This is a genomic window from Bacillus mojavensis, from assembly GCF_012648005.1.
GTDB lineage: Bacteria > Bacillota > Bacilli > Bacillales > Bacillaceae > Bacillus > Bacillus mojavensis.
In genome coordinates this window covers 3,495,848-3,519,234 of record NZ_CP051464.1, presented here as the reverse complement: position 1 = coordinate 3,519,234, position 23,387 = coordinate 3,495,848, and the positions used below count along the sequence as shown (strand labels likewise).

At 41.9% G+C, this 23,387-nt stretch carries 25 protein-coding genes; 10 read left to right on the top strand and 15 right to left on the bottom strand.

Features of this window, described 5'->3' with window-relative positions; translation table 11 throughout:
* Window positions 1-3: 3 nt before the first annotated feature.
* The 3 genes from HC660_RS18305 (at window position 4) to HC660_RS18295 (ending at window position 1,782) form a co-directional block, all read left to right on the top strand.
* Window positions 4-555, top strand: a complete 552-nt coding sequence (locus HC660_RS18305) for a hypothetical protein (protein ID WP_168748928.1) — start codon at window positions 4-6, stop codon at window positions 553-555.
* A 76-nt stretch (window positions 556-631) separates the two neighbouring features.
* Window positions 632-1,285, top strand: a complete 654-nt coding sequence (locus HC660_RS18300) for a hypothetical protein (RefSeq protein ID WP_168748927.1) — start codon at window positions 632-634, stop codon at window positions 1,283-1,285.
* Between the two features lie 134 nt (window positions 1,286-1,419).
* The gene (locus tag HC660_RS18295; protein WP_168748926.1) at window positions 1,420-1,782 is read left to right on the top strand and encodes a hypothetical protein; all 363 of its coding nucleotides are present in this window, start codon (window positions 1,420-1,422) and stop codon (window positions 1,780-1,782) included.
* A 446-nt stretch (window positions 1,783-2,228) separates the two neighbouring features.
* Here the strand turns inward: HC660_RS18295 and chrA are convergent, their stop codons facing one another.
* Genes chrA through chrS form a run of 3 tightly spaced genes read right to left on the bottom strand, consistent with a single transcriptional unit; the run spans window position 2,229 to window position 3,845 of the window.
* Window positions 2,229-2,765, bottom strand: a complete 537-nt coding sequence (chrA, locus tag HC660_RS18290; protein ID WP_168748925.1) for a chromate efflux transporter ChrA — start codon at window positions 2,763-2,765, stop codon at window positions 2,229-2,231.
* On the bottom strand, window positions 2,762-3,355 hold the full coding sequence (gene chrB, locus HC660_RS18285; RefSeq protein ID WP_168748924.1) for a chromate efflux transporter subunit ChrB: 594 nt from the start codon (window positions 3,353-3,355) through the stop codon (window positions 2,762-2,764). The genes chrA and chrB overlap by 4 nt, the downstream gene beginning before the upstream one ends.
* 13 nt (window positions 3,356-3,368) lie before the next feature.
* Window positions 3,369-3,845 carry a chromate efflux transcriptional regulator ChrS gene (gene chrS / locus HC660_RS18280; protein ID WP_010332142.1) on the bottom strand — a complete coding sequence of 159 codons (477 nt, stop codon included), beginning with the start codon at window positions 3,843-3,845 and terminating at the stop codon, window positions 3,369-3,371.
* A gap of 213 nt (window positions 3,846-4,058) precedes the next feature.
* Here chrS and ggt point away from each other — a divergent pair, with 213 nt between their 5' ends.
* The gene (gene ggt, locus HC660_RS18275) at window positions 4,059-5,636 is read left to right on the top strand and encodes a gamma-glutamyltransferase (protein ID WP_168748923.1); all 1,578 of its coding nucleotides are present in this window, start codon (window positions 4,059-4,061) and stop codon (window positions 5,634-5,636) included.
* A gap of 4 nt (window positions 5,637-5,640) precedes the next feature.
* On the opposite strand, the gene HC660_RS18270 is transcribed toward ggt, so the two are convergent.
* From HC660_RS18270 to HC660_RS18240, 7 genes are all read right to left on the bottom strand, one after another.
* The gene (locus HC660_RS18270; RefSeq protein WP_168748922.1) at window positions 5,641-5,982 is read right to left on the bottom strand and encodes a DUF4181 domain-containing protein; all 342 of its coding nucleotides are present in this window, start codon (window positions 5,980-5,982) and stop codon (window positions 5,641-5,643) included.
* A 75-nt stretch (window positions 5,983-6,057) separates the two neighbouring features.
* Window positions 6,058-6,756: a D-allulose 6-phosphate 3-epimerase gene (alsE, locus tag HC660_RS18265; protein WP_168748921.1), complete on the bottom strand. Its 699-nt coding sequence runs from the start codon at window positions 6,754-6,756 to the stop codon at window positions 6,058-6,060.
* An 18-nt stretch (window positions 6,757-6,774) separates the two neighbouring features.
* Window positions 6,775-8,037 (bottom strand): PTS ascorbate transporter subunit IIC, encoded by a 1,263-nt coding sequence (locus HC660_RS18260; protein WP_168748920.1) that lies wholly within the window; start codon window positions 8,035-8,037, stop codon window positions 6,775-6,777.
* Between the two features lie 33 nt (window positions 8,038-8,070).
* Complete coding sequence (locus HC660_RS18255) at window positions 8,071-8,337, bottom strand: PTS sugar transporter subunit IIB (RefSeq protein ID WP_010332137.1); 267 nt, start codon at window positions 8,335-8,337, stop codon at window positions 8,071-8,073.
* 11 nt (window positions 8,338-8,348) lie between these two features.
* Window positions 8,349-10,439, bottom strand: a complete 2,091-nt coding sequence (locus HC660_RS18250) for a BglG family transcription antiterminator (protein WP_168748919.1) — start codon at window positions 10,437-10,439, stop codon at window positions 8,349-8,351.
* A 221-nt stretch (window positions 10,440-10,660) separates the two neighbouring features.
* On the bottom strand, window positions 10,661-11,281 hold the full coding sequence (locus HC660_RS18245) for a flavin reductase family protein (RefSeq protein WP_168748918.1): 621 nt from the start codon (window positions 11,279-11,281) through the stop codon (window positions 10,661-10,663).
* Window positions 11,282-11,443: 162 nt separating this feature from the next.
* A complete protein-coding gene (locus HC660_RS18240) occupies window positions 11,444-12,055 on the bottom strand; it encodes a CotG/ExsB N-terminal domain-containing protein (RefSeq protein ID WP_168748917.1) in 612 nt (203 codons plus the stop codon).
* 138 nt (window positions 12,056-12,193) lie between these two features.
* On the opposite strand from HC660_RS18240, the gene cotH reads away from it, so the two are divergent.
* The 3 genes from cotH (at window position 12,194) to HC660_RS18225 (ending at window position 15,476) form a co-directional block, all read left to right on the top strand.
* Complete coding sequence (cotH, locus tag HC660_RS18235; RefSeq protein ID WP_010332133.1) at window positions 12,194-13,282, top strand: spore coat protein CotH; 1,089 nt, start codon at window positions 12,194-12,196, stop codon at window positions 13,280-13,282.
* Between the two features lie 127 nt (window positions 13,283-13,409).
* Window positions 13,410-14,738 carry a spore coat protein CotH gene (locus HC660_RS18230; protein WP_168748916.1) on the top strand — a complete coding sequence of 443 codons (1,329 nt, stop codon included), beginning with the start codon at window positions 13,410-13,412 and terminating at the stop codon, window positions 14,736-14,738.
* A 63-nt stretch (window positions 14,739-14,801) separates the two neighbouring features.
* Window positions 14,802-15,476 carry a YwrJ family protein gene (locus tag HC660_RS18225; RefSeq protein WP_168748915.1) on the top strand — a complete coding sequence of 225 codons (675 nt, stop codon included), beginning with the start codon at window positions 14,802-14,804 and terminating at the stop codon, window positions 15,474-15,476.
* 68 nt (window positions 15,477-15,544) lie between these two features.
* Here HC660_RS18225 and HC660_RS18220 read toward each other — a convergent pair whose 3' ends face one another.
* Both HC660_RS18220 and alsR read right to left on the bottom strand, forming a co-directional pair.
* On the bottom strand, window positions 15,545-16,873 hold the full coding sequence (locus HC660_RS18220; RefSeq protein ID WP_168748914.1) for an arsenic transporter: 1,329 nt from the start codon (window positions 16,871-16,873) through the stop codon (window positions 15,545-15,547).
* Between the two features lie 211 nt (window positions 16,874-17,084).
* Window positions 17,085-17,993 (bottom strand): acetoin biosynthesis transcriptional regulator AlsR, encoded by a 909-nt coding sequence (gene alsR / locus HC660_RS18215; RefSeq protein WP_010332129.1) that lies wholly within the window; start codon window positions 17,991-17,993, stop codon window positions 17,085-17,087.
* A gap of 158 nt (window positions 17,994-18,151) precedes the next feature.
* Between alsR and alsS the strand changes: the two genes are divergently transcribed.
* The 3 genes from alsS to HC660_RS18200 all read left to right on the top strand — a co-directional run bounded on the left by alsS (window position 18,152) and on the right by HC660_RS18200 (window position 21,320).
* Window positions 18,152-19,864 carry an acetolactate synthase AlsS gene (alsS, locus tag HC660_RS18210; RefSeq protein WP_168748913.1) on the top strand — a complete coding sequence of 571 codons (1,713 nt, stop codon included), beginning with the start codon at window positions 18,152-18,154 and terminating at the stop codon, window positions 19,862-19,864.
* Between the two features lie 62 nt (window positions 19,865-19,926).
* Complete coding sequence (gene budA, locus HC660_RS18205) at window positions 19,927-20,694, top strand: acetolactate decarboxylase (RefSeq protein WP_010332127.1); 768 nt, start codon at window positions 19,927-19,929, stop codon at window positions 20,692-20,694.
* Between the two features lie 98 nt (window positions 20,695-20,792).
* Window positions 20,793-21,320, top strand: coding sequence for an NAD(P)H-dependent oxidoreductase (locus tag HC660_RS18200; protein WP_168748912.1), 528 nt, complete (start codon window positions 20,793-20,795; stop codon window positions 21,318-21,320).
* A 40-nt stretch (window positions 21,321-21,360) separates the two neighbouring features.
* On the opposite strand, the gene HC660_RS18195 is transcribed toward HC660_RS18200, so the two are convergent.
* From HC660_RS18195 to rbsB, 3 genes are all read right to left on the bottom strand, one after another.
* Window positions 21,361-21,657, bottom strand: a complete 297-nt coding sequence (locus HC660_RS18195) for a DUF3892 domain-containing protein (RefSeq protein WP_168748911.1) — start codon at window positions 21,655-21,657, stop codon at window positions 21,361-21,363.
* Between the two features lie 165 nt (window positions 21,658-21,822).
* Window positions 21,823-22,359, bottom strand: coding sequence for an SH3 domain-containing protein (locus HC660_RS18190; RefSeq protein WP_168748910.1), 537 nt, complete (start codon window positions 22,357-22,359; stop codon window positions 21,823-21,825).
* Between the two features lie 107 nt (window positions 22,360-22,466).
* Window positions 22,467-23,384 (bottom strand): ribose ABC transporter substrate-binding protein RbsB, encoded by a 918-nt coding sequence (gene rbsB, locus HC660_RS18185; protein WP_168748909.1) that lies wholly within the window; start codon window positions 23,382-23,384, stop codon window positions 22,467-22,469.
* Between the last annotated feature and the right edge of the window lie 3 nt (window positions 23,385-23,387).

The window sequence follows — 23,387 nt, the reverse complement described above, 5'->3', positions numbered from 1 at the left end:
ACTATGGAACATGGAATCAGATTTATTGTTGAATATCCTGAAATCGGTGACTTGCTTCATCGGCTATTTGTGAATAGGGAATTAGATGAATGGTACAAGAACAAATGTGCAGAGAAAATAAAAGTACCTGATGAATTTAATCAAATAAAAGGTTTGAAAAAAATTGAAGTTAGAGATTTAAACAATCCTTCAGGAGAAATCAATATCCACTTGCAAGATCTTTCTGGAGAAAATGGATTTCATTTAGAACAGCAAATCAATATGAAAGTATCTAAATTGGTTCCTGTTTATGTACTAGATTATAGTTATTCCCTAAGACACGATTTAATTGATGGCGCTTATGATATTGTAGGGACCGCTGAATCTTTAGAATTTATTCAGGGAACGAACTATATCAATAAAATAATGCAAGAGAAAGGGTTTATCGAACTCAGTTATTTGTATGATTACTACGATACTGTGTATGAGTGGAGTGAATTGCCACATATACAGCCTTTCAACAGAAGATTAACATTAGGAGATGCCTTGTTTACTGATGTATTAGAATTGCTATAGTTAGAAACTTGCCGTGTTGTCATCGGCAAGTTTTTTTATAGATAGGATAACAATGTGGAGTACAAGGAGAAGCGAGATGAGCAGAGATCATATTTCTCAATTGCAGCCATTAAAAATCTGTGATGGCTGGTATGTAGTACTGAACAATTTAAACTCAGAAAAAAGAACGGTAGAAGAATATGAACTACTAATACTGCAAAATGAAAAACATAATGCCATTATTAAGGTACTATATCAAGATGATCAATACCATATCAAAGTGGTTGACTTAAAAATAGATAAGATTTATGACGTAGAATCTTTTGATAAAATAGAACATGTATTAGAAGAATTAGAATATCAAATCTGGAGTGTGGGAAGTGGGGGGTTAGAGGATTTGCAGCCACTAAGCCAACAGATTCCCAATTTCTTAAGACTTAGGATACCAGCTGGTTGGACAGTTGACTATATTACAATAAAAGATACTGACCCTAAAACATTAGAGGCAAGTGATGATGCTTGGTTATTTGACTTTAATCAAGATCTCCTGCAGTTTTCTCATAAGACAAAAAACTTGCTGCTTGACGTAGGCTGGTACCCAGATGGGGATCCAACCGGAAGTTATGGCATTGAACTTATAAAAAACGAAGATTGGGAAAATCCATTAGAAGATATTATGTGTACGGAGCTTAAAGAATTAATTGCACAATTGGATCATATTTTTATGAAAGAAATTAAAAACGAATACTAATAAAGAAGCAGGTTGTACTCCCTGCTTTTTTAATGAGGCTTAATTTATCTAATTAGTCTTTTGAAACAGTAGTCTTCGTAAGTCAGAGGTAAGAATACCTCATAGAGCAAACTAGTTACTAAAGAGGTCATGATTTGAGAAAACATGTTAAATTAGATGTACCAAAAGTTAATATACACCCCCTAAGAATAACACAAGGTTGGAAAGTAAATTATAATCATTTTGTTGAAATAGATCCAAGAACTTTAGAACCGAATGATGATTCCTGGTTTTTGTTCACAGACAGTTTGTTGCAGCTTTATCATGAACAATCCTCAATAACGCTTGATTTAGGCTGGGTTCCTGACATTTCTGCTGAAGGTAATTATCTGGTTTCAATAGTTGAAAATAATGATTGGGAAAACCCTATTAAAGAATTTTCATCAGACGACTATAAAAAAGTGATTGCATATATTGAATATCATTTAAATGAAGTAACAACGACTTGGTGGAAATAGTTAAATAATTAATGGATTAATGGATGGAATGATTATTATTTATGGAAGATGGAATCAGATTTATTTATTAGTGAATATCCTGAAATCGGTGAATTACTTCATTGTCTACTTGTGAATAGGGAATTAGACGAATGGTACAAGAACAAATGTGCAGAGAACACAATTATTAGAAGAATTAGAATATCAAATCTGGAGTGTGGATAGTAGGGTTTAAGAGGATTTGCAGCCGCTAACCCAACAGGTTCCCAATTTCTTAAGCTAAAGATACCGGCTGGAATGGATACACGTCAAAATAAACTCGCCTCAAGATAAGCAATTTGCCAGAATGTCAGGAAACACGCTGCAAATCAAAAACGTGATCAAAAATGATGCAGGCGAAGAAACAGTTTATATGACAAATGGCATTTCTGGCCCAAAATAAAAAGCACCCTTTGAGGGTGCTTTTTCTATAAATGAGGAACTACAAGCCCCCCATATAAAAATGCCGAGATAATCAGGAAAGCCGGATGCAGTTTGAATTTTGTCATGCAAAGGAGGGAAATGCCCGCAATCACTAAGGATTGAATCCAGCCGATGGCTTTGATGCCGTCTGCGCCGATTTGCCAAGTGAGAATGAGCATCATGACAGCGATAACAGGCTGAACAGACAGCGTCATGCCTTTGATCACAGGTGATTGGCGAAAGCGCTGAATGATGCGCAGCAGGACGATCAGCGCGAACGCGGATGGTACAACAGTTGCGATCAGGGCAATCAGAAAGCCGGGCCAGCCGCCTGCGCTGTAGCCGACATAAGCGGCGATTTTGGTTGCGATCGGGCCTGGCAATGCGTTCGCAAGTGCGAGCATGTTAGAGAATTGGTCGTTTGACAGCCAGCCGTATCTGTTTACGACTTCTTCAAACATCAGCGGGATAGAGGCTGGGCCGCCGCCATATCCCAGAACGTTTGCGATAAAAAATGCTGTGAATAAAAACATAATGATCATGAGGCGGACATTCCTTTATCTTTTGAATGTTTATTCGTCATTTTGTCTTTCAGTTTAAAATGAAATGCCCCGTATGCTAAGAAAATGATAATGACGATACCGGGGTTGATCTGTAACAATTGCAGTCCGATAAAAGCGATGATAAAAAACAGGATTCCGGTGACCCAGCCAAATCCTTTGAGCGCTTTTTGCCCAAACTCGTATGCCATGATACCGAGCATTACGGCGATAACCGGCGTTACTGCGCCAATCATGCCGGCAACAACTGCCGAGTGGCTTAAGACGTTTACAGCCGCAAATAAGGCAACCATTGCAAGGCATGTAGGCAGAATGTGGGCCAGAGTGGCAACAATCGCGCCTATCGTGCCTTTTAGTTTGAATCCCAGATACGCCGCCATCTTGGTAGCGATCGGTCCGGGGAGTGCATTGGCGATGGCTAATATTTCTCCAAATTCATCATCATCTATCCATTTATACTTATTCACCGCTTCATGGCGGATCAGCGGAATCACCGATGGCCCGCCCCCGAAGCCTAAGATTCCGGTGCGTACCATTGCGGCGGTCATATCCCGATAAGGATGGTTTTTCATCAGTTTCTCTCCTTTACAGCTTCATTCCCATACGGCTTTTGTACCGTTTGATCAGCATTTGGCAATCAACGCTGACGACGCCCTGAAGCGGATAAAGCCGTTTCGTTAAAAACTCTTCCATTTCCTGATCATCCGCGAAGATCCCGTGCATGTGAAGCTTGCTCGGACCAGTCATGTGATAAAGGCTGGTGACCGCAGGTTCTTCTTCAAGCTTTAGGGCGACTTCTTCTAGGAATTGCGGCTCTACCTCCACATTAAAAAACACGGATACATGAATGCCGATTTTAGCTGGATTGATTACGGCTGTGAATTTTTCAATAACACCTGCTTCAATCAGCTGATTAATGCGTGATTGAACCGCAACACGTGATAATTCAACTCTTTTGCCAAGATCCGTATAAGAAATCCTCCCTTCCTCATGCAAAATGGTAAGTATCTGTTTGTCTATCTCATCAAGAACAAGGTTTGGAATTTGATATTCATTGCCCATTTGTTTCACCTGCTTTCGTTTGACTTTTAGTCAATATTTTATCATATAAGTTTCATTTCGTAAGAGGAAATTTATATTTATTTTCGTAATGAATATAAAAATATTTTTATGTTTACGAAAAGGATAAAGTTCGTCAGCTTTTCTTCCGGATCAGTAGATGCGAAAAAACAGGGTCTCTATAATGAAGAAAATCTCTTGCAAAGGGGACTTGTGATGAACAGATCTATTATCGGCACTAAGCAAATGGTCGTCAGTCCGCATTACCTCGCATCACAAGCGGGAAACCGCATTCTGGAGAAGGGAGGAAACGCATTTGACGCCGCTGTCGCCGTGAGCGCTTGTCTGGCGGTTGTCTATCCGCATATGACGGGGCTTGGAGGAGATTCCTTTTGGCTGACCTTTCATCAAAAAACAAAGGAGGTAAGAGTGTACAATGGCAGCGGCCGTTCAGGAAAAAATGTGACGAGAGACGTGTATAAGGGGAAAACTGAGATTCCGCTGCGAGGGATCGACAGCGCAATTACCGTACCGGGAATGGTCGATAGCTGGGATGCCGTGCTGAAGACATACGGACGGATGTCGCTTTCTGACGTAATGGAGCCTGCACTCCATTATGCTGAAAATGGTTTTCCTGTATCTGCAGATCAGTGCCGGCATACAGCGACGAATCTTGAATTGCTGGCGTCAACACCTTACACCGCTGATATCTTCACGAAAAACGGCAAAGCACCGCTCCCCGGCGAACGGTTTGTGCAAAAAGAGCTTGCGAACTGCCTGACAATGATTGCTGAAAAAGGAAGAAGCGCATTTTATGAAGGTGATATCGCACAGCGGATTGTCTCGTATTTACAGCATAATGGCAGCTATATGACACTTGATGATTTTACAGCACACAAGGGTGAGTGGATGGAGCCTGTATCCTGTGATTACCGGGGGTACATTGTGTATCAGGCGCCGCCGAATTCCCAAGGTTTTACGGGTTTAATGACGCTGAACATTCTGGAAAACTATGATTTCAGCCAAATTGAACATGGTTCATTTACCTATTATCATGTGCTCGTGGAGGCACTGAAAAATAGTTTTCTAGATCGGAATGCCGTTCTGACTGATCCGGCTTTTGCTGATATTCCGCTGGAAAGGCTCTTGGACAAAAGCTATGCCAGGCAGCTGGCGGAAGAAATCGGTTATATAGCTGAACCGGCGGAAAGCAGACCGGTAGGCAGTGATACCGCCTATGCGGCGGTGATGGATTCGGATGGCAACGCGGTGTCGTTCATTCAAAGCCTGTACTTTGAATTTGGCTCGGCTGTTACTGCCGGCGATACAGGCATTCTCATGCAAAATCGCGGTTCATTTTTCTCATTGGATGAAAACCATGTCAATACACTTGAGCCGAGAAAGCGCAGCTTCCATACGCTGATGCCGGCTATGGTCTGTAAGAATGGGGAACCGAAGATTCTGTACGGCACGCAAGGGGGCGAAGGCCAGCCGCAGACTCAGACGGCAATCATCACCCGGATGCTGGACTATGGAATGGATCCACAGCAGGCAATCAGCGAACCGCGCTGGGTATGGGGCAGAACGTGGGGCGAGGATTATGAAGGTCTCAGAGTTGAGAACAGAATTGCAGAGAAGACGGTCGAAATGCTAAAAGAAAGCGGCCATCTCGTGGAGACAGTCAGTGATTATGACCCGCTGATGGGCCACGCAGCAGCAATCGCAGTGGATGAGGAGGGCTTTCTCCAAGGAGGAGCCGACCCAAGGGGGGATGGGGCGGCTGTTGGGATTTGACTAGCTAGAAAAATATACATATGTATATTAAGAGAGCAAGAAACAGGCCAGCCTCAATCAGGTGGTACATATACTGTTTATCTTCAGGTCTATACCTCCATTCTATAAAAAAGCGTAGAGAATCAATCGAAATAAAAAATAAAAGAAGCATATATCCCACAGGGAAAAAGATCATAGAAAAAACAAATAAAATAAGTAAAAAGATTTCTATTAATCTCTGTGTGCTGCTAACTGGCTTATACAGCCAGCCGGATTTATGGATACCGAACTTTTTCTTAATAAGAAATTGCAGTGCTGTGCTGAACGATACTATGACCAGAAATACCAGCCAAAAATGAGTACTCATACCAATCCCTCCTAAACTCATCTCTTTATACGTTTGTGGGAGAGAAAATGTTTCATAGAAAAACACCCGGGGGGATTACTCCGGGTGCTGCATTTTTATAAGGTGTGTCTGCTGCTGGAAAATGGTTTTCATTTTATTCCATGCGATTTCTGTGTTTTCATCGAGGTCAAAGAGGCCTGAATTGCCGATGATAAAAATGTCATTCCCAGCCTCTGCAAGCGTGCGGAAGGTTTTTTCATTACAGGAGCCGTCAACCTCAATGGCATACGTATAATGATTTGTTTCTCTCCATTCTTTGGCCGCCCGGATTTTTTTCGTCATTTCTGCGATAAACGGCTGCCCGGCAAAACCCGGATCAACGGTCATAATCGTCAGTTTATCAATCAAATGCACATAAGGGCTGATCCACTCTAGCGGAGTGGCCGGGTTCAATACAATCCCGACCTTTGCGCCATGATCTTTGATTTTGTGTATCAGCCGAAACGCCGCCCGGTTAATCGTTTCGGCGTGCACGCTAATGTAATCAGCGCCGGCCTCTGCTGTCATATCGATAAAATCCTCCGGCTTCTCAACCATCAGGTGGGCATCAATCGGGAGAGCTGTCACTGTTCTGAGCTGGCTGATGAAAAATGGGGACAGGGTAATGTTTTTGACGAAATGGCCGTCCATAATGTCAATATGATACATATCGGCACGGCTGTTTAGAATGGTGATCTGCTCGTTGAATTTTGTTAAATCCATACACATCAGAGAAGGTGAAAATAAATGTTTCATGACGCAGCATCCCTCACTTTAATTACATAATTGTATGATCCAGCCAAGAAGAATCCCGATAATGCCAAAGTCTGAATCACCGTAAGTTGTGCCTTCAAATCCGAGCGAGCCAAGAACCGGTAGAAGAAACGCAGGCAGAAAAGAAATGAGAATCCCATTGGCAAACGCACCGAGTACAGCCCCCCGCACGCCGCCGGTTGCATTTCCGTAAACTCCCGCCGCCGCTCCTGTAAAGAAATGCGGTACAAGTCCGGGGACAATAACGCTGAGACCGAAGACCGGAAGAAGAAAAATGGATACAATACCCGCCAGGAAGCTGGATAAAAACCCGATAATCACAGCGTTGGGCGCAAAAGGAAAAACCGTCGGACAGTCAAGAGCGGGTTTGGCGCCTTTCACTAGCTTTTCTGCGATGCCTTTAAAAGCAGGGACAATTTCAGCGATGACCATCCGAACCCCCGCCAAGATGACATATACCCCAGCAGCGAACGTAATGGCCTGCATAAAGGAATAAACGAGAAAATGGCTTCCGCCGCTCAACGATGCTTCAATATAGTCCTTTCCGGCGAAAGGAGCGACAATAAAGAAAAGGAGTGCCATCGTTAAAGAAATGGAGACTGACGTATCCCGCAGAAATCCTAATGATTTCGGAACTTTGATATCCTCAGTGGAATGAGATGGATTGCCCGCATGTTTGCCGATGAATCCAGCAATAAAATAGCCGGCAGAACCGAAATGGCCGAGAGCAAGATCATCGCTGCCTGTAATTTTTTTTGTATACGGCTGAAGGATGGCGGGTGACAGCACCATCAGCCCCCCAAGAATAATGGCGCCCGCAGCAATGAGAGGAACACCGCTGATGCCGCCGGTAATCAGCACGGCCGAAATCAATGAAGCCATGTAGAGAATATGATGGCCGGTTAAGAAAATATATTTAAATGGCGTTAGACGCGCCAGCAATATGTTAACAATCATTCCGAAGATCATAATGAGTGCCGTTTCTGTACCAAACGTTTTTTGAGCAATGGCTGAGATTGCATCTGTATTGGGTACGACGCCTTTAATGTGAAATGCTTTTTCGAACATGCTGCCGAATACCGCAAGTGAATCTGAGACAATCGCCGCCCCGGCACTGAGGATGACAAATCCCATGGCCGTTTTCAGTGTGCCCGATACGGTATCCGCAGCATTTTTCTTTTGCAGAAGCAAACCGGCTAAGGCAAAAAGTCCAATTAAGATAGCAGGAGTTCCCAGGAAATCGTTTATCAAAAAATCAAGCATCAGATGCACCCCCGTCGTCTATGTTTTTTTGTGTTACAAGTTGGAAAGGATGGCTTCTTTGATTTCTTTCTGGTCCAGCAGGTTTTTGAGTCCGACCACGTTACGCGTTCCATCGTCAAGGCCTGACACAATATCGGCTGATCCTAAATACAGATCCGCTTGCTCTGTTTTGCTTGAGGTGAGGTCTGTATGTGTCACATCAGCGCTGATGTTCAGTTCTTCAATGATTTTTTTTACATTCATTTCAACAATAAAGCTTGATCCGAGTCCATTTCCGCAAACAATTAAGATTTTTTTCACTTGAATCACTCCTAATGTGAGTATTTTTGTATCATTGGCAGCACATCTTCCGCCGATTGAGCGTTAATCAGCAATTGAATGTTTTCCGGATCACCCAGCATATTCGTGAGCTGGGAGAGGGCTTTCAAATGGGTGTCATTGTCGATTGCCGCGAGCACGATAATCAGCTGGACTGAATGCTCGGGCTTCTCTGAAAAGGAAACGGCTTGTTTCAGTCTCAGAAAGCTCATACCGATTTGATTCACACCGTCTTCAGGCCTTGCGTGCGGGATGGCGACGTTCGGCGTAATGACGATATATGGGCCCAGTGTCTGAATCGTGGCAATCATGGCATCGACGTATTGAGGGGTAACAGACCCGTCATCCAATAGCGGCTTTGCCGCCATGCGGACGGCATCTTCCCAACCGGGGGCAGAGTCGGCCATCGTTATATGGTTAGGTGTCATTAATTCAGCAAGCATTGGTTTGCGGTTCGCCTCCTTTTCATGTTTGTGCGGCTGTCCTAAATACTCGGTCAGTTCGCGCATCAGCTCTGTTTTATGAATGCCTTCTGCGTGTTTTTCGATGATGCCCATGATGTCATGGACACTTGGATGGAAATGGGCAGCGCTGTTTGAGAGGGCATCTACTTTTTTCAGCAGGCTGATCTTTTCCCTGCTGTTCAGTATGGGATTGACGATGAGTACAGGCACCCCTCTGTCTGGGAGCGGAACGGTAGAGATCAGGACATCCGTTTCAAGCGTCATTGTTTCATAGACACGGCTTGACACGGTTTCCAAAATATCGACATTCGGCAGAAGATCTTCAATTTGGCTCTGTAAAATTTTTGATGTGCCGATGCCGCCCGGACAGACAATAACCGCTGTTTTTCTATGTGAGGGCGCGACCCCTTCGCGTTTCATCCAGCCTCCGAAATGCATGGCGATAAATGCTGTTTCTTCACTGCTGACAGGCTTTCTTAATTCTTTTTGAAGGTGATGAACGACTTTTTTCGTTAAGCAGAAAATATCACTGTATTTCGTTTTGATGGAGGCAGCTATCTCACTCTCATGAGGGGTGATATCATATTTAATCCTGTAATATGCTGATTTCAAATGAAGCACCAGATGTTTTTTTAGATTTTCCGGGTCCTGAAAAAGCACGCAGGCATAACGCTGGAAATCGACAATCATTCTGTCCGCAATATCATGTACCGCACCCAACTCACCTGCCATGAGACTTGAAGCGGGGAACTGACTGATTTTAGCCCCTAGCAAATGGATCGTGAAGTAGCACATTTCTTGATCGGAAATAAAGGCTTTTTCCGGCAGTTCCGCCGCTTCCACCGCTCGAACGGCCGCTTCATATTCCTTCGTTTGCCTGATGGCGTATTGCTCTTCTTGTTCTAGAGTGATTTCTTTTCCCGCCTGTATTCTGATCAGAAATAACGTAAAGTGCACACTTAAGCCCGCGAGAACATGATCAGCAAAATTCATGTGAAGAAGTTTTTCGAACGTCAGCAGCATAGAGCGCATGATTTGGATTCGCTGCTCACAAGCAGCTGGATCGGGGCAAAGATCTGTAACCGCCGCAGTGCTGCTGCTCTTTTGCATGAGCTGATTTGTATATTCAGCCAACATTTTTCGCTTTTGCTGCTCTAATCCTGAGAAAAAGTAACCCTTTTCTTTGGTAAAGCAAAGAATGATACCGAATGTCTTCAGCTTTTCGCGAATATGCTTCATATCCTGAATGGCGGTGTTGCGGCTAATGTGATTTTCGTCAATGAAGTTTTGCAGAAGCAATCGTCTGTTTCTCGTTAAGATACGTAGGATCACTCTTGCCTGTCGCTCTGAAGGAGAATATTCATAACTTGAATTTGTCAGCGTTTTCATTTCGGATGTCAGCATTTTTTTCGTTTGGTCTTCTAAATAAAATCCTGCTGAACGCCTTCTTTTGATCGGTGTCAGTCCTGTCTCTTTCAGCCAGCCGTTAATTTTTTCAATGTCATAGTACAGCGTTCTCCTTGAAATGTTTAATTGCTCCGTTAATTCGCCGCAAGTAACATAGCTTTTTGTGTTGAGAACCTGGTGAAGTATGGCTGATCTTCTTTGGTCTAAAGGCATGCCCATCAGCTCCTTATGTGCAGGTGATATCAGTCTGCCGTCCTTCTCTTCGTGCGGGCTTATTTTAATTGTAATGGGCAATATCTGAATTTATAAGACCAAATCAGTGCAAACGATTTGTGCAACTATCATTCCTTCACACAAAAAAAGCCAGGCACATGCTGTGCCGGCTTTTAATGACAGTGTCTTTTTGACTAGTTTCTTCTATATAAATAGTCCTTTTATGAACTTGGACGAATCAATGTAAATTCTTCACCGAGCTTTGCATAATGGTTTCCGGCTAATCTGGAAGCCGGCTTTAATTCGTCCGTCAAAATATACCCTTTATCTGCGTCATACACCTTCTCATCGAGGTGAAAACAGACAACTCTGCCAATAAGCAGATCAGCCGTGGTTACACCATGATCATTGTCGAATGTGATATGCCGTTCGAGTTTGCATTCAAAACGAACGCGGGCTTCTTGAATGCCAGGCACCGAAACAGCTGTGCTCTCTACAGAATGGAGAGAGGTGCGTGTCATTTCACTTTCATCCGGCCCTAAACTTGCCGCCGTCTCATTGATGTCTTCAATGATGGCTTCATCACTGACATGGACGACAAATTCACCGTTTTCTATCGCGTTTCTGGCTGTATCTTTTTGCCGTCCTTCTGACCGGTTAACAGAAATACTGAGTAGCGGAGGATCTGAGCTGACCACGTTATAGAAACTGAAAGGCGCCGCATTGATTGTCCCGCTTGAAGAAAGTGTTGTAACAAATGCGATCGGGCGCGGAATAACGGCTCCTGACAGCAGCTTATACGTGTCCTTGGAACTAAGCTCTTCTGCTTGAAATATGTACATAACAACACCGCCTTTATTGTAAGGATACCATGAGTATAACGAAATCCATTCAAAGAAACCAAATAATGCGGGTTGCATATGCTATGTCATGACATATAACTGATATAGGGGAATTAGAAAATAGGCTACCGTACGTATGCCGGAGCCTATGACAGTTTTGTATTATTTATATTTCTTTTTGACTACCCAGCAATTGCCGTCTTTCCAGAATTCTTTTTTGCTGTCGTAATCATCTTTTTTGTGGTGCTGAAATTTTCTGCCGTGTTTTTTGTGAGATCTTTTCTTATGAGAACAGAACGATTTTTTGTAGCTGCGTGATCTTTTCTTATGAGAACAGAACGATTTTTTGTAGCTGCGTGATCTTTTCTTGTGAGAGCAGTAAGACTTTTTGTAGCTGCGTGATCTTTTCTTGTGAGAGCAGTAAGACTTTTTGTAGCTGCGTGATTTTTTGCGAGAACAGAACGATTTCTTGTAGCTGCGAGACTTTTTGTAAGAACGGTATGATTTTTTGTGGCTGCGAGATTTCTTGTGAGAACAGTAAGATTTTTTATGGCTGCGAGATTTTTTGTGAGAACAGTAAGATTTTTTATGGCTGCGAGATTTCTTGTGAGAACAGTAAGATTTTTTATGGCTGCGAGATTTCTTGTGTGAGCGGTGCGACTTTTTATGACTGCGTTTTTTTCCACGAGGCTCTTGGTATAAATAAGTTTTTAAACCTTCTTTTTTTGCGGATTTCACCGCTTCTTTGATATCAGAATGGGAATAGTGGCCCAATTGAAATCCTCCTTTTTGTAATTGGTTTAAGGATGAAGATCCTTACTACACACATAGTACGCACGATTGTAAAAAGTGTATAAGTGTTCCGCTGAGATCTCACAAAAATAAAAGCCTAATTTTGAAGGGGGACTACGGATGAAGAATCAATCAAATTTGCCTCTGTATCAGCTGTTTATTCATCCAAAAGACTTACGGGAATTAAAAAAGGATATATGGGATGATGAACCGGTTCCGGCTGTGCTGAAAGTGAATCAGAAAAGATTTGATATCGACATCGCTTATCGCGGATCTCATATTAGAGATTTCAAAAAGAAGTCGTACCATATTTCCTTTTATCAGCCGAAAACATTTCGCGGGGCCCGCGAGGTTCACTTGAATGCGGAATATAAAGATCCTTCCATGATGAGAAACAAATTGTCTCTCGATTTTTTCTCAGAGCTGGGGACACTGTCTCCGAAGGCAGAATTTGTGTTTTTAAAGGTAAATGGGAAGAATGAAGGAGTGTATCTAGAGCTTGAATCCGTCGACGAATATTATTTAGCGAAAAGGAAGCTGGCGGACGGAGCCATTTTTTACGCGGTTGACGATGATGCTAATTTTTCTCTCGTGAGTGATTTGGAGAGAGAAACGAAGACATCGCTTGAGCATGGGTATGAAAAGAAGACAGGGACCGAGGAAGATGATTTTTATTTACAGGATATGATTTTTAAAATTAATACTGTCCCTAAAGCTCAATTTAAATCAGAAGTGACAAAGCATGTGAATATCGATAAGTATTTGCGCTGGCTGGCCGGCATTGTGTTCACCTCAAACTATGACGGGTTTGTCCATAATTACGCTTTGTACAGAAGCGGGGAAACCGGATTATTTGAAGTGATTCCTTGGGACTATGATGCGACTTGGGGCAGGGATATCCATGGAGAGCGGATGGCTGCAGATTATGTAAGAATCCAAGGGTTTAATACATTAACCGCTCGCATTTTGGATGAACCCGATTTTCGCAGGTCCTACAAGCATCTGTTAGAAAAAACGCTCCAATCTCTCTTTACCATTGAATATATGAAACCAAAAATATTGGCGCTTTATGATCAAATCAGGCCGTTTGTCCTGATGGACCCATATAAAAAGAATGATATTGAACGTTTTGACCGTGAGCCGGAAGTGATTTTTGAGTATATTAACAATCGTTCACAATACATTAAAAGCAATTTAAGTATTTTGTGAATGCATGATTATAGGTATTCGCTGAAAATCAGACAATTAGGCTATTCAATTAGTTCAAGAAATAACTGTGACACGTATATATGCAATATATTTATCATCTATGTATAAATGACTAGGAGGGTAATGAATGAGCAAGAGGAGAATGAAAAATCATTCAAATCATGATATATCTTACTATAATTTTTTGCATTCAATGCAAGATAAAATTGTCACTGTATATCGAGGAGGTCCGGAATCTAAAAAAGGAAAATTGGTAGCTGTAAAATCAGATTATATCGCCTTACAAACTGAAAAAAAAACCATTTATTATCAATTGGATCATGTCAAAAGTATTACAGAGGATACCAATAATAGCGCAACAACAATTGAGACGGCAGAAATGGCTGATGCTGATGATTTTCACAGCTTAATCGGACAGTTAATGAACCAATCAGTGCAATTAAATCAAGGCGGCCCGGAATCTAAAAAAGGAAGTTTGGTATGGCTAGGAGATGATTTCGCTGCGTTAGACACAAATGAGGATGGCGTAGTTTATTTTAATATTCATCACATCAAAAGCATAAGTAAACATGAGGACGCTGTAAATAAAGAAGGACATACGCCAGGTGTCTTGGAAGCTGATCATTTAAACGAAGTTTTTAAGAGCTTAACTCATAAATGGGTTTCGATTAATCGAGGAGGACCAGAAGCAATTGAAGGGATCCTCGTAGATAATGCGGATGGTCATTATACTTTAGTGAAAAATCAAGAAGTGCTTCGGATATATCCTTTTCATATCAAGAGCATCAGCTTAGGCCCAAAAGGCTCTTACAAAAAAGGTGATCAAAAGAAAGAACATGATGATAAAGAAGAAAGCAAAAATGATATAGACCAAAAACAAAAACACGAAGAAGAGGGGGACAGCAGTTCGTTAACCTCTTCAACATCATATAGCTCATCAAGTTCGTCCAAATCATATCGGTCACCAAGATCTTCAGATTATCAATCGTCAACATATGATCGTTCATCAGATTCCAAAAGTTCTTCCAAATCATATCGGTCACCAAGATCTTCAGATTATCAATCATCAACATATGATCGTTCATCAGATTCCAAAAGTTCTTCCAAATCATATCGGTCACCAAGATCTTCAGATTATCAATCATCAACATATGATCGTTCATCAGATTCCAAAAGTTCTTCCAAATCATATCGGTCACCAAGATCTTCAGATTATCAATCGTCAACATATGATTGTTCATCAGACACCAAAAGTTCGTCTAAATCATATCGGTCACCAAGATCTTCAGATTATCAATCATCAACATATGATCGTTCATCAGACACCAAAAGTTCGTCCAAATCATATCGGTCATCAAGATCTTCTGATTTTCATCGTACCGGAAGCCAAAAGGAAGATTATAGTTATGAAACGATTGTTAAAACAATAGACTATCAGTGGAAGCGCAAATTTTAATAGATAATGAAGGTGCATCAGATAAAGTGATGCCCTTTTTCATTCAATTAAAGGGGGAGAATGGTGAAAGGTTTGAATCAATTTCTTGACACAGATGTTGAGGTTGTCATTTCAGGAGATACAAGATTTGTTGGCACACTTATAGATATTGGACAGGATATTTTTGTTATATTTGATGGCTGCAATTATCTTTATATTCCCTTGCTGCATCTTCATCAAATGAACAAAGCAATAAATACGAATACTGAGAAACCAATTTTAATAGATCCGGAAGATCCAATGATGGAGGCGGAAAATAATAGTTTTTCTTATAGAAACACATTAAACAAGGTGAAAGGCAAATTTATTGAAATTTATGTAACGGGGGATCGGTCAATACATGGATATGTTACTAGTGTTTTAAATGATTATATTGTATTTTTTTCACCTGTATTTAAAACACTTTTCATATCTATGCATCACTTAAAATGGTTTACCCCTTATTCAACAGAACAAACGCCGTACACTCTTGATAACTCTCAATTGCCTGTCGTACCTTCCAGTGTTTCACTAGTGCGTAATTTCGAGGAGCAGATCAAAAAATATGTTGGCCAATTGGTCATATTTGATATGGGGGAAGTGCCAGAGAAAGTCGGTCTATTAAAAGATGTGTCTAATAATATCATTGAGCTTATTAACGCAAGCGGAGAGTCAATCATTTGGAAGTTAAATCACCTAAAGACAATGCATCTCCCCTAGCGTAGCCTATACTGAAAATAAACTGCCCTCGAATAGCAGAAGGCAGTTTTTTGTTTCATCATACTCTGCTAAAGAAATAACCAACTGATCCAAAAATATAAACATGTCAGTGTAAAAAGAACAGTCAGCGGAATGATTAATATGGTCGTTTTTAAATATTCGCCCCAGGAAATACTTTCATCATGCTGTTTTAATATATGCATCCAAATAAGTGTTGCTAATGTTCCTATAGGTAATAATAAGGAACCAATATCACTACCAATGATATTTGCCAAGTAGATGATTTTTGCTGTTGAAGGATTCAGGCTCATTTCCGTTAAAGTAAAAGTACTGATCATTAAAGCCGGATGGTTGTTGAATAGATTCGAAAAGACAGAGGTAGAGATACCTGATACGAAAGTAGCGTAGGAGAGGCTTCCAGAAACCATTGGTTCAAAATAATTGACAAGTAATTCAGTAAATCCAATATTGTGCAGCCCATAAATGAGGATATACATAGTAAAAGCGAAAATAAAAATGTGCCAAGGTGATTTGTATAACAAGTCTTTAGGAGAGGTTTTGAAATAAACCCATCTCCAGGCCAAAAGGATAATCGATCCGATGACAGCGACAAGAGGAACGGAGATACCGGTATATGACGCGGCAAATAAGCTGATTCTGACGAGAAAAACAAATGCGAGTACAAATAACATTATGTTTGTTTGATTTCGTTTTGGTAATGGAGCTGATGGCGAATGAAGGGGATGGTACCTTCTATGTTGCAGAGACTGAAAATGGTTCGGTATATCCGGCAGGCTTTTAGGAAGACGTTTATAAAAGAAAATAAACAGTAGACAAGCCATAAAAAGGAGTCCCATCATACTAGGGACAAACATCATGGCAGTGTGCAGATATAGATCCATGCCAATCATTTTGAGAGAAATTAAATTTACAATATTACTTACGCCGATCGGTGCGCTGGAGGCTGTAGCTATTAAAACGCCGCTTATTAAATAAGGGGTTTTTTGATGTTTTTTCAAACCTAAATATTTTAAAACCAGCAAAAGGATGGGGGTTGTGATCAAAACGCTCCCATCATTATTTAGGAAAATTGTCATTAAAAAGCAAAGTGAATTGGTTAACCAAAAAAGCTTGATGCCTGATCCCCTGGATTGTTGGAGCAGCTTGGCAGCCACCCAATAAAAGAACCCGAAACTTTCCAATGCAATGGCCATGATCATAGTGGCAAGAATTGTGACCGATGCACCTGTGACTTTTGATCCTATTTCTCCTAAGTCTGTCAATGACACACTTCCGCATAATATCACCATGAAAGCGCCTATTGTTGCGGGGATAGCTTCATTTAACCCTTTCGGTCTCCAGAAAATAAAAAGCATTGTTATGAAAAAAGCGAGCAATGTTAATATACTCGTGAACTGTGTAATATATGTCACCTCTCTATCTATCATTCTTAACATCAAACGATTGTCATGCGCTTACTAGTATCCTTGCCAACTATTTGTACTGTATGTATACGTATACCGATAAGAAGTTGTACTAAGCGATTATATTATATTAATTAAAATTCCATGAGAATCCCAAAAGAAAAAAGAGTTCGCAAGTATCATTTCAGGTACTTGCATCACTCTCTTTAGTTCTTAACTGCTGACAATTTGAAATATTAATAAATTGCTTTAAAAGCGGATTTTGATTGTCTTTGCGATAGGCGATAACCCATTCGGCATTCAGCTGTATTTTATCTATTGTTCGATAAGTCACATCCAAGTTAAATAACTTTTTAGCTGAGGAAGGTACAAATGTAATCCCGATGCCGGCGCTGACTAACCCAATGACCATTTGATATTCAGTCGCTTCCTGTACAATGTTTGGTTTAAAGCCAGCCTGCTCACAAAATTGGATGAAATCAATGTATAAAGTAGGCCATGCTTCCTTGGCTACAGTAATAATCGGTTCATCTCTCAAATCTTCAATTGTAATGGCTTCCTTAGATGTTAACGGGTGTTGTTTAGGCAAAGCTAAAACACAAGGGCTGCTTTGGGCGATTTCAGTATGTAATGCTGTATGCTGCAACGGAGGATGAAGTATACCAATATCAATGTTTCCCTTTAGTAGCTCATCCTGCTGCCTAAATGAGGAGATTTCCCGCAATTCAATTTTTACTGATGGGAATTTTTTACGGTATTCCCGGACAATCGGCGGCAGAAATTCATATGTAGCTGATCCGACAAAACCGATAACGAGATGGCCGTGCTCGCCGCGAGCCGTACGCTGTGCCAGTTCAATCGCTTGATCAATTTGCATCAAAGCCGTACGGCAGTGAGTTAAAAATATTTCTCCGGCTGCGGTTAGCTCCACAAATCGTTTTGTCCTCTTCAGTAGCGTCACCCCGACTTCTTTTTCCAGCTGTTTAATCTGCTGGCTGAGGGGAGGCTGTGTCATGTTCAGCCGAAGTGCAGCTTTTCCGAAATGAAGCTCTTCGGCAACTGCGATAAAGTATTGAAGGTGGCGAAGCTCCATCAATCATGCATTCCTTTCGTAGGTTAATAATTCGTAATACATATTAATCATAAGTCGAATTGATATTGGAGGTCAATTTCCAAAGAGTGTATAGTGAAACGTATCACAAGATTTATTTAAATTTTTATGTTTAAAATGCATAATAAGGAGTGAGGGTGTTGACAAAAGCAACAAAAGAACAAAAATCCCTTGTGAAAAACAGAGGGGCGGAGCTTGTTGTTGATTGCTTAGCGGAGCAAGGTGTCACACATGTATTTGGCATTCCAGGTGCAAAAATTGATGCGGTATTTGACGCTTTACAAGATAAAGGGCCAGAGATCATTGTTGCACGGCATGAACAAAATGCAGCATTTATGGCGCAGGCTGTAGGCCGTTTAACTGGAAAACCGGGAGTCGTTTTAGTCACATCAGGACCGGGTGCTTCTAACCTGGCAACGGGACTGCTGACTGCAAACACTGAAGGTGACCCTGTTGTTGCGCTTGCTGGGAACGTTATCCGTGCCGATCGTTTAAAACGAACTCATCAATCATTGGATAATGCGGCGTTATTTCAGCCGATTACAAAATACAGTGTAGAGGTTCAAGACGTAAAAAATATACCGGAAGCTGTTACAAATGCATTTAGAGCAGCGTCAGCAGGTCAGGCTGGGGCCGCTTTTGTGAGCTTTCCGCAAGATGTTGTGAATGAAGTCACAAACACCAAAAACGTGCGTGCAGTGGCAGCGCCAAAACTTGGTCCTGCACCTGATGATGCAATCAGTGCTGCTATCGCGAAAATCCAAACAGCAAAACTTCCTGTTGTTTTAGTCGGAATGAAAGGCGGAAGACCTAAAGCGATCAAAGCGGTTCGCAAGCTTTTGAAAAAGGTTCAGCTTCCATTCGTAGAAACATTTCAGGCTGCCGGCACTCTTACGAGAGATTTAGAGGATCAATACTTCGGCCGTATCGGTTTATTCCGCAACCAGCCTGGTGACCTGCTGCTTGAGCAGGCTGATGTTGTTCTGACAATCGGCTATGACCCAATTGAATACGATCCGAAATTCTGGAATGTCAATGGAGACCGGACGATTATCCATTTAGATGAGATTCTGGCTGACATTGATCATGCGTACCAGCCAGAGCTTGAATTGATCGGGGATATTCCTTCTACTTTGAATCATATCGAACATGATGCTGTAAAAGTGGATTTTGCGGAACGTGAGCAAAAAATCCTTTCTGAATTAAAAGAATATATGCATGAGGGAGAGCAGGTGCCTGCAGATTGGAAGTCAGACAGACTGCATCCTCTTGAGATCGTTAAAGCATTACGGAATGCAGTCGAGGATAACGTCACAGTGACATGCGATATCGGTTCACACGCGATTTGGATGTCCCGTTATTTCCGCAGCTATGAGCCATTAACATTAATGATCAGTAACGGTATGCAAACACTTGGTGTTGCGCTTCCGTGGGCAATCGGTGCTTCATTAGTGAAACCGGGTGAAAAAGTCGTTTCTGTCTCTGGTGACGGCGGTTTCTTATTCTCAGCAATGGAGTTAGAGACAGCGGTGCGCTTAAAAGCTCCAATTGTACACATTGTATGGAACGACAGCACATATGACATGGTTGCATTCCAGCAATTGAAAAAATACAATCGTACATCTGCAGTCGAGTTTGGAAACATTGATATCGTGAAATATGCGGAAAGCTTCGGGGCAACCGGTTTGCGTGTCGAATCACCAGACCAGCTGGAAGGTGTTCTGCGTCAAGCCATGAATGCTGAAGGCCCTGTTATCATTGATGTCCCAGTTGACTACAGTGATAACGTTAATTTAGCGAGTGACAAGCTCCCAAAAGAATTTGGAGAACTGATGAAAACAAAAGCTCTCTAGCACTCTGCGCACCAAGATACTGTTTTCGAAGAACAGCACATTACTAAAGGAGTGAAGGGAATATGAAACACGAAAGCAATATTCAAATGCTGAGCCGCGGCAAAAAAGAACAGCCCGTGAGCCAAATTTATCAAGTATCAACAATGACTTCTCTTTTAGACGGAGTATATGACGGCGATTTTGAACTGTCAGATATTCCGAAATACGGTGACTTCGGTATCGGAACCTTTAACAAGCTTGATGGAGAGCTGATTGGGTTTGACGGCGAATTTTATCGTCTTCGTTCCGACGGCACTGCGACACCGGTGCAAAGCGGAGACCGCTCTCCGTTCTGCTCATTTACGTTCTTTACACCGGACATGACGCATAAAATTGATGCGAAAATGACACGTGAAGAATTTGAAAAAGAAATCAATAGCATTCTGCCAAGTAAAAACCTATTTTATGCCATCCGTATTGATGGATTGTTTAAAAAAGTGCAGACAAGAACGGTAGAACTGCAAGAAAAACCTTATGTGCCAATGGTTGAAGCGGTCAAAACACAGCCGATTTTCAACTTTGACAACATCAGAGGGACAATCGTTGGTTTCTTGACTCCTGCTTATGCGAACGGAATCGCTGTTTCTGGCTATCACCTGCACTTCATTGACGAAGGACGAAATACAGGCGGACACGTCTTTGATTATGTGCTTGAGGATTGCACGGTGACAATCTCTCAAAAAATGAACATGAATCTCAGACTTCCAAATACAGCAGATTTCTTTAATGCGAATCTGGATAACCCGGATTTCGCCAAAGATATCGAAACCACTGAAGGAAGCCCGGAATAAAAAAAGAAAGCCCGCACATGTGCAGGGCTTTCTTTTCATTTGGCACTTTACCTGATTTTAGTTAAAATAACATTAAAACGATAAAGGTGTGGGTCTCCTTGAAAGTACTGGTTTTGGCTGTTCATCCGCAAATGGATACCTCAGTCGTCAATAAGGCGTGGGTAGAGGAATTAAGTAAACATGACAATATCACTGTACGGGAGCTTTATAAGGAATATCCGGATGAAGCCATCGATGTTGCCAAAGAGCAGCAGCTGTGCGAGCAATACGATCGGATTGTTTTCCAATTTCCGCTTTATTGGTACAGCTCTCCGCCGCTTCTTAAAAAATGGCAGGATCTTGTGCTGACATACGGCTGGGCCTTCGGGTCAGAAGGGAAAGCTCTGCATGGCAAAGAGCTGATGCTGGCTGTCTCCACAGGAAGCGAAGCAGAAAAGTATCAGGCAGGCGGAGGGAACCATTATTCGATCAGTGAGCTCCTGAAGCCGTTTCAGGCGACAAGCAATCTGATTGGCATGACATATCTTCCGCCATATGTGTTTTATGGTGTGAAATACGCAAATGCTGAGGATATTGCAATCAGTGCAAAACGGTTAGCAGATTATATCCAGCAGCCTTTTTCTTAAAAAGAAAAGCCCTGTCCGGTGTGGGACAGGGCTTTCTCTATTAAAAATCAGGTAATTCAGATAGGTTGTTATCCTTAATGCCGTCTGGCTCACTTCGTAAAATGTCACGTCCGTATTTATGAAATACATCAACGTGAGCGAGCTTCCCGGCTTTTGCTTCTGATAGCGCAGTGGGATAGTCCAGTTCTCTTCCTGCGCTCGTTTTCACCGCGATAATATTGTCTTCCTCATTTCTTCTGACCGCAATAATTTCTTCTTTTCCGGACGTATCAACTGGCTGATCGATATTTGTTTGTTTGGATTTATACGAGTCATATGCAGCTTCAAATTGATCCATTTTTCCACCTCCATCCCTTAACGTAAACAAAAATGCTGTTGATCATGTATAGGTTTCGACATAGCAGACGACAATATTTCCTGAGAAATATTTTGAATGCGACAATTCAATCCATAATTAGCGAAGAAAAAAGGGATTCCGTTCTGTAAACGGAATCCCTTTTGGTTATTTTGTCATTTGCAGGTCCTTTGTTTTGATATAACCTGTCTTACCGCCGTAATCTACATAGACCCAATCAAAGTCAAAGCCGCCTTTTTTTGTTTTACTCCAGCCTAAAAAAGATACGCTTGTATTAGCCGGGAGTGTCTTGATGCTTTTTCCTTCAGCAGATGTATATGCTTTCGTTTTTGTTTTGGTTTTTACCGTTGTTGCTGCCTTTACAATGTAATGAGTGGAGACAAAGCCTGTCTTTCCGTTTTTGTAATGAACCTTTGCCCAATCAGCGTTTGAAAACGAAATGAGCTTTAAGCTGTCGCCCAGGTGAAGTGTATCGGCTTTAGAGCTTGTAGCGGAGGCCTTTGTTCTGACATTCAGAGCCTCTGCTGAAACCAAGTATGAATCAATCGGGTAGCTGTATAAATCATCAATGCTTACGTTTGTTACTGGCTGTTGTGCATGAATTGTGTTTGCACCGCCAGCAGAAGCGGCAGTTATTCCAGCTGTAAGTGCAAGTGTAGACAATATTTTCGTGGATTTGTACATTGCGTTCCTCTCCTCACATAAGAGAAATAATCATTTCTATTATCCCTTTCACGTTTTGGCCGGTTGCTAAACATAAAAAAGGATCAGATAAGATCTGATCCTTTGCATTATTTTTTCGTTTCCAGCTTAAGCGGCGCTGATATTGTTTTCTTTACTTTCTTTCCATGTAAAATCTGATCTGCTGCTTCCGTTGCCAGTTTACCGATTAATTCAGGCTGCTGAGCGACAGTGGCAGAGAGCTTACCGTCTTGAATCGAAGAAATCGCATCCTTATTTCCGTCAAAACCGACGACTAAAATGTCTTTACCGGAGCTGTTAATCGCTTCGAGAGCTCCAAGCGCCATTTCATCATTATGAGCGAAAACCGCTTGGATATCCGGGTGTCCTTGGAGCAGGTTTTCCATGACAGTCAGGCCTTTAGTGCGGTCAAAGTCAGCTGATTGTTTTGTGACAACGTCCAGCTTTTGATCCGCGATTTTGTGAAAGCCTGAACCGCGTTCCCGTGTAGCGGATGCACCCGGAACGCCTTCAAGCTCCGCCACCTTAGCTCCATTTCCAAGCTTGTCTGCGATGAACTCTGCGGCCATTTCTCCGCCTTTTACATTGTCTGAAGCCACGAGGGTTTCCACTTTGCCTTGTTCAGCGGACCGGTCAATTGAGACGACAGGCACACCGATTGAATTTGCAGACTCTACTGCCGTTGAAATAGCCGATGAATCAGTCGGATTAATTAACAGCGCATCGACGCCCTGCTGAATTAAGTCCTCCACATCACTTGTCTGCTTGGAGGAATCATTTTGTGCATCGACGATGATGACCTTCATTCCGCGCTTTTCCGCTTCTTTTTCAATTCCCTTTTTTAAAGAAACAAAAAAGGGATTGTTAAGCGTTGAGATCGACAAGCCGATGGTAAATTCCTTTTTATTATCTGAGTTTGACGGCTTCGCCCATTGGGGAGGCTCAAGCGAACAGGCGCTCAATACAAACAGTGACAGTGCCAAAATGACGGATACAGCCTTTTTCATGTA